The sequence below is a fragment of the Pseudomonas sp. GZD-209 genome (genome assembly GCF_049310485.1).
Classification (GTDB): domain Bacteria; phylum Pseudomonadota; class Gammaproteobacteria; order Pseudomonadales; family Pseudomonadaceae; genus Aquipseudomonas; species Aquipseudomonas sichuanensis.
This window is the reverse complement of sequence record NZ_JBMOWQ010000080.1, coordinates 1-5,382: the sequence shown is the minus strand read 5'-3', so window position 1 is coordinate 5,382 and position 5,382 is coordinate 1. Positions and strand designations below refer to the sequence as shown.

General features: G+C 65.5%; 5 protein-coding genes. 1 reads left to right on the top strand and 4 read right to left on the bottom strand.

Features of this window, described 5'->3' with window-relative positions; translation table 11 throughout:
* Positions 1–102: 102 nt before the first annotated feature.
* A complete protein-coding gene (locus ACO6VM_RS10870) occupies positions 103–399 on the bottom strand; it encodes a BolA family protein (RefSeq protein ID WP_125857803.1) in 297 nt (98 codons plus the stop codon).
* Between the two features lie 10 nt (positions 400–409).
* The gene (locus ACO6VM_RS10865) at positions 410–928 is read right to left on the bottom strand and encodes a DUF2059 domain-containing protein (RefSeq protein WP_110992507.1); all 519 of its coding nucleotides are present in this window, start codon (positions 926–928) and stop codon (positions 410–412) included.
* Between the two features lie 153 nt (positions 929–1,081).
* On the opposite strand from ACO6VM_RS10865, the gene ACO6VM_RS10860 reads away from it, so the two are divergent.
* Positions 1,082–2,476: a class II fumarate hydratase gene (locus ACO6VM_RS10860; RefSeq protein ID WP_401057711.1), complete on the top strand. Its 1,395-nt coding sequence runs from the start codon at positions 1,082–1,084 to the stop codon at positions 2,474–2,476.
* Between the two features lie 127 nt (positions 2,477–2,603).
* On the opposite strand, the gene ACO6VM_RS10855 is transcribed toward ACO6VM_RS10860, so the two are convergent.
* Entirely contained in the window at positions 2,604–3,557 is a 954-nt protein-coding gene (locus ACO6VM_RS10855) for a DMT family transporter (protein WP_401057710.1), read from the bottom strand.
* A 214-nt stretch (positions 3,558–3,771) separates the two neighbouring features.
* Complete coding sequence (gene pap / locus ACO6VM_RS10850) at positions 3,772–5,265, bottom strand: polyphosphate:AMP phosphotransferase (protein ID WP_125463089.1); 1,494 nt, start codon at positions 5,263–5,265, stop codon at positions 3,772–3,774.
* Between the last annotated feature and the right edge of the window lie 117 nt (positions 5,266–5,382).

The following is a 5,382-nucleotide window of genomic DNA, read 5'->3' as shown; positions in this document are numbered from 1 at the left end:
CCCCCCCTACACGGACTCCGTCGCGCGCTCCCCCCCCCCCCCGCATTTCCCCCGGTACGATATCTACAGGGGGCGGCAGTTTACCAGAATCCCAGGGAGGATTCAGTGCCCGCCGCCGGCACACACCGGCGAAGCCGGCGCACTGCCCACCTGCGCCCACTCGTCGGGGGTGTAGGTGTGAATGGCCAGGGCGTGAATCTCGCCCATCAGCTCAGCCATGGTGGCGTAGACCTTCTGGTGACGCTTGACGCTGTTCAGCCCGGCGAACTGCTCGCTGACCAGCACCGCCTTGTAGTGCGTCTCCTGGCCACGGCTGTGCATGTGGCTTTCGTTGAGCACTTCAAGGTGCGCGGTGCCCAGCGGCGCCAGTTGCTGTTCGATGCGTTGCTGCATGCTCATCGCGATGGACTCACTTCTTGGCCGGGGCCTTGCCGGCGTTCGGGTCGAGTTCCTTGGTCATGTCGTCGAGCAGCTTGTTGACCACCGGTACCGCAGGCTCGAGGCTCTGCTGGGTGAGCTGGGCCGACTGCTGGGTGACCTTGGGCATTTCGCGCAGGACTTTCTTGCCCAGCGGCGACTCGTAGAACTTGACCAGGTCGTTCAGCTCGCCCTCGGTGAAGGTGGCGGTGTACAGGTCGACCATCTTCGGCTTGAGCTTCTTCCAGCCGATGGCGTTGTCCAGGGCGGCGTTGGCCTTGGCCTGGTAGCTGTCGAGTACGGTTTTCTTGGAAGCCGGCGCCTTGGTCTGCTCGAAGCGCTGGGCGAACATCTGCTGGACCTGCATGTACACCGGGGTGCCCAGCTTGTCGGCGTTGGCCAGGGTCAGGAATTTCTCGGCGGCGGCATTGTGGCTGGGGGTGGCAGCGAGTACCTGGCCGCTGGCACAGACCAGGGCTACGGCGGCACAGAGGACACGGAGACGGGTCATTGCATTTCCTTCAAGAAAGGGAGGCGGGTACCTCAGAGTAGAGCATTCTGCGCTGTGATGGCGAAGTGCTCAAGGGCTACGACGAGCGTGGGAACCGCTTGGTCGAATCAGGGCCTAAACTGCGAATTCGGACTACAAAGGAGTGAGCGCAGCATGAGCCGTATCGAGACAGACAGCCTGGGCCCGGTGGAAGTTCCGGAGGGCGCCTACTGGGGCGCGCAGACCCAGCGCTCGCTGATCAACTTCGCCATAGGCAAGGAACGCATGCCCCTCGCGGTGCTGCACGCCCTGGCGCTGGTCAAGAAAGCCGCGGCACGGGTCAACGACCGCAACGGCGACCTGCCCGCCGACATCGCCCGGCTGATCGAGCAGGCCGCCGACGAAGTGCTCGACGGCGAGCACGACGATCAGTTCCCGCTGGTGGTCTGGCAGACCGGCAGCGGCACCCAGAGCAACATGAACGTCAACGAGGTGATCGCCGGGCGCGCCAACGAACTGGCCGGCAAAGGTCGCGGCGGCAAGATACCGGTCCACCCCAACGATCACGTCAACCGTTCGCAAAGCTCCAACGACTGCTTCCCCACCGCCATGCATATCGCCGCCGCCCAGGCCGTGCACCACAAGCTGCTGCCGGCCATCGCCGAGCTGTCGTCCGGGCTGGCCGAGCTGTCAGCGCGCCACCAGAAGCTGGTCAAGACCGGCCGCACGCACATGATGGACGCCACCCCGATCACCTTCGGCCAGGAAGTCTCGGCCTTCGTCGCCCAGCTCGACTACGCCCAGCGCGCCATCCGCGCCACCCTGCCGGCGGTCTGCGAGCTGGCCCAGGGCGGTACGGCGGTGGGCACCGGGCTCAACGCCCCGCACGGTTTTGCCGAGGCCATCGCCGCGGAGCTGGCAGCCCTCTCCGGCCTGCCCTTCATCACCGCACCGAACAAGTTCGCCGCCCTCGCCGGCCACGAGCCGCTGACCAGCCTGGCCGGCGCGCTGAAAACCCTGGCGGTGGCGCTGATGAAGATTGCCAATGACCTGCGCCTGCTCGGTTCCGGCCCGCGCGCGGGGCTGGCCGAAGTCCGCCTGCCGGCCAACGAGCCCGGCAGCTCGATCATGCCCGGCAAGGTCAACCCGACCCAGTGCGAGGCGCTGTCGATGCTGGCCTGCCAGGTGCTGGGCAACGACGCGGCAATCGGCTTTGCCGCAAGCCAGGGGCACCTGCAGTTGAACGTTTTCAAGCCGGTGATCATCCACAACCTGCTGCAGTCGATCGAGCTGCTGGCCGATGGCTGCAGCAACTTCCAGCAGCACTGCGTGGCCGGTATCGAGCCCGACGCCGAGCAGATGGCCGAGCACCTGGAGCGCGGGCTGATGCTGGTGACGGCGCTCAACCCGCACATCGGTTATGACAAGGCCGCGGAAATCGCCAAGAAGGCCTACAGCGAAGGCAAGACCCTGCGCGAGGCGGCATTGGAGTTGAAGTACCTGACCAACGAGCAGTTCGACCAGTGGGTAAGGCCGGAGAACATGCTGGCGCCAGGCGGCAAGGGCTGAAAACCATCGCGGGGCAAGTCGCAGCGGCGCACCGCCGCTCCCACGCTGGACTGCCCCCAAGAATTGGATTGCTTTCCAACTTTTTTGCAAGCCCAGCGTGGGAGCGGGCTTGCCCCGCGATGGGCTTTCAGCCGAGCTGCGCCCGCCGCGCCTTCCACCCCGCCACCAGCGATGGCCCCAACGCCACCAGCGCCGACCCCAGCACCACCGTCACCGCCCCGAGATACCCCAGCGCATTGATATCCTCGGCATGCACGTATTCCGGCCAGGCCCAGGCCGCGATCGCCACCGCAATGAAAGTGACCAAAGGCGTCAACGCCAAGGTCGCGCTCACCCGCGAGGCCTCCCAGTGCGCCAGGGCTTCGGCGAAGGCGCCATAGGCCACCAGCGTGTTGAGGCAGCAGGCCAGCAGCAACCAGCCCTGCAATGGGCTCAACTGCAGGGCCTCCAATGGGTGCACCCAGGGCGTCAGCAGCAGGGCGCAGCCCAGGTACATCACCATCATCACCTGCTGCGAGCCCCACACCGTCAGCAGTTGCTTCTGGCTCAGGGCGTAGAACACCCAGATGCTGGTGGCCAAGAGGATGGTCAACACCCCGGTGGTGTAGGCACCCAACGAAGTCAGCAATTCTTCCAGGCGCTGGTTGAAGAACAGCCCGAAGCCCGCCAACAGCACCACCAGGCCAATGCCCTGCCCCAGGCTGAAGCGCTCCTTGAACACGAACACACTGGCCACCAGCAACAATACCGGCCCCAGTTGCACCACCAGCTGCGCGGTGCCGGGGCTGAGCAGCTTGAGGCCGATCAGGTACAACACATAGTTGCCCAGCAACCCGCCGATGGCGACCAGCATCAGCAGTTTGCCCTTGCCGCCCAGCCGGCCGAACGAAGGCAGGCGTCGACGGGCCGCCAGCCAGGCGAACAGCAGCCCACCGGACACCGCAAGGCGGTACCAGGTGACGGTCACCGGGTCCATCACTTGCAGTACCTGCTTGAGCTTGATGGGCAAGATGCCCCATAGCAGCGCGGTCAACAGGGCGAGCAGCAGGCCGAAAAGCCAACGGCCGGAAGTGATGTGCATGGTGTCCTCGGTCAGGCCCGTGGTGGGGGTAACTGGATTCTAAGGGGTTGCAGCGTCGGGCCGAGGACGGGTTACGGGAAAAGAATTCATCAGGTCATTCCGGCGGGGCATGCCCGATGCATTTGCGTGAATTTCTTCGCGGGTAAACCCGCTCCCACAGGGGCGGCGCATAACCTGTGGGAGCGGGTTTACCCGCGAAGAGGCCCACACGATCCTATTTCTTATGCCGGGCAAACGCCGCTTCCAGCGCCTCGTTGATGGTGCGCAGCACCTTCACCCGTGCCCAGCGCTTGTCGTTGGCCTCCACCAGCGTCCACGGCGCAATCTCGGTGCTGGTGCGGTCGACCATGTCGCCCACCGCTTCGCTGTAGAGGTCCCACTTGTCGCGGTTGCGCCAGTCTTCCTCGGTGATCTTGTAGCGTTTGAACGGGATCTGCTCGCGCTCCTCGAAACGCTCAAGCTGGGTCTGCTGGTCAATGGACAGCCAAAACTTGACCACCACCACCCCGGCGTTGCGCAGTTGCTCCTCGAAGTCGTTGATCTCGCCATAGGCGCGCATCCAGTCGGCCGGGCTGCAGAAGCCCTCGACCCGCTCCACCAGCACCCGCCCGTACCAGGAGCGGTCGAAGATGGTGAACTTGCCGCGCGCCGGAATATGCCGCCAGAAGCGCCACAGGTAAGGCTGGGCGCGCTCCTCCTCGGTGGGCGCGGCCACCGGCACGATGCGGTACTGCCGCGGGTCAAGCGCCGCCGCCACCCGGCGGATCGCCCCGCCCTTGCCCGCGGCGTCATTGCCTTCGAACACCGCCACCAACGCATGCCGGCGCATGTGCTTGTTGCGCAGCAGGCCGGCCAGGCGCGCCTGCTCGGTAACCAGCTGTTCTTCGTAGTCGCGCTTGTCCAGGCGCAAGGTCAGGTCCAACGCCCCGAGCAGGCTCTTCTGGTCGATGGCGCGCCCGAGCGGCGCCACATTGCCCTGATGCTTGCCCTTGGGGTTGTTGGCCAGCGCAGCCTGCAGGCTTTCCAGCAGGATGCGCCCCACCGCCAGGCTGCGGTAATGCGGGTCGAAGCCCTCGACCACATGCCAGGGCGCATAGTCGCGGCTGGTGCGACGCAGCACGCGCTCGCCAAAGCGCACGAAGCGGTCGTAGGTTTCCGATTGCTGCCAGTCCAGCGGGCTGATGCGCCAGTTGTGCAGCGGGTCGTCCTTCAGTGCCTTGAGCCGCGCCTTCATCTGCTTCTTGGACAGGTGGAACCAGAACTTGATGATCAGCGCGCCTTCGTCGCACAGCATCTGCTCCAGGCGCTCGGCCCCGGCGATGGCCTGGTCGAGCACGGCGTCCTTGAACTGGCCATGCACCCGCCCCTCGAGCATCTGGCTGTACCAGTTGCCGAAGAACACGCCCATGCGCCCTTTCGGCGGCAGGGCCCGCCAGTAGCGCCAGGCCGGCGGGCGGGCCAGCTCTTCGTCGGTCTGCTGGTCGAAGGTGCGCACCTCGATCAGGCGCGGGTCCATCCACTCGTTGAGCAGCTTGACCGTCTCGCCCTTGCCAGCGCCCTCGATGCCGTTGATCAGCACGATCACCGGGAAACGCCCCTGCTGCTTGAGGTCGTACTGGGCTTCGAGCAGCGCCTCGCGCAGGGCGGGCACTTCGGCCTCGTAGGTGTCCTTGTCGATGCTGTGACCGATTTCCGCAGATTCGAACATGCTGGGCTCCTTCATTGGATTAGCAAGATTAGCGGATTGCGCGTCAGGCTTCAGGCCCTATCGGGGGGGGAGAAAACCACCCCCCCCGTCGGCAACAAGGGGAGGGAGGGTGTCACC

What these genes read in the sequence shown, in the direction of transcription:
- ACO6VM_RS10865 (WP_110992507.1), bottom strand. Translation starts at nt 928, where the DNA reads ATGACCCGTCTCCGTGTCCTCTGTGCCGCCGTAGCCCTGGTCTGTGCC.
- ACO6VM_RS10870 (WP_125857803.1), bottom strand. Translation starts at nt 399, where the DNA reads ATGAGCATGCAGCAACGCATCGAACAGCAACTGGCGCCGCTGGGCACC.
- ACO6VM_RS10860 (WP_401057711.1), top strand. Translation starts at nt 1,082, where the DNA reads ATGAGCCGTATCGAGACAGACAGCCTGGGCCCGGTGGAAGTTCCGGAG.
- pap (WP_125463089.1), bottom strand. Translation starts at nt 5,265, where the DNA reads ATGTTCGAATCTGCGGAAATCGGTCACAGCATCGACAAGGACACCTAC.
- ACO6VM_RS10855 (WP_401057710.1), bottom strand. Translation starts at nt 3,557, where the DNA reads ATGCACATCACTTCCGGCCGTTGGCTTTTCGGCCTGCTGCTCGCCCTG.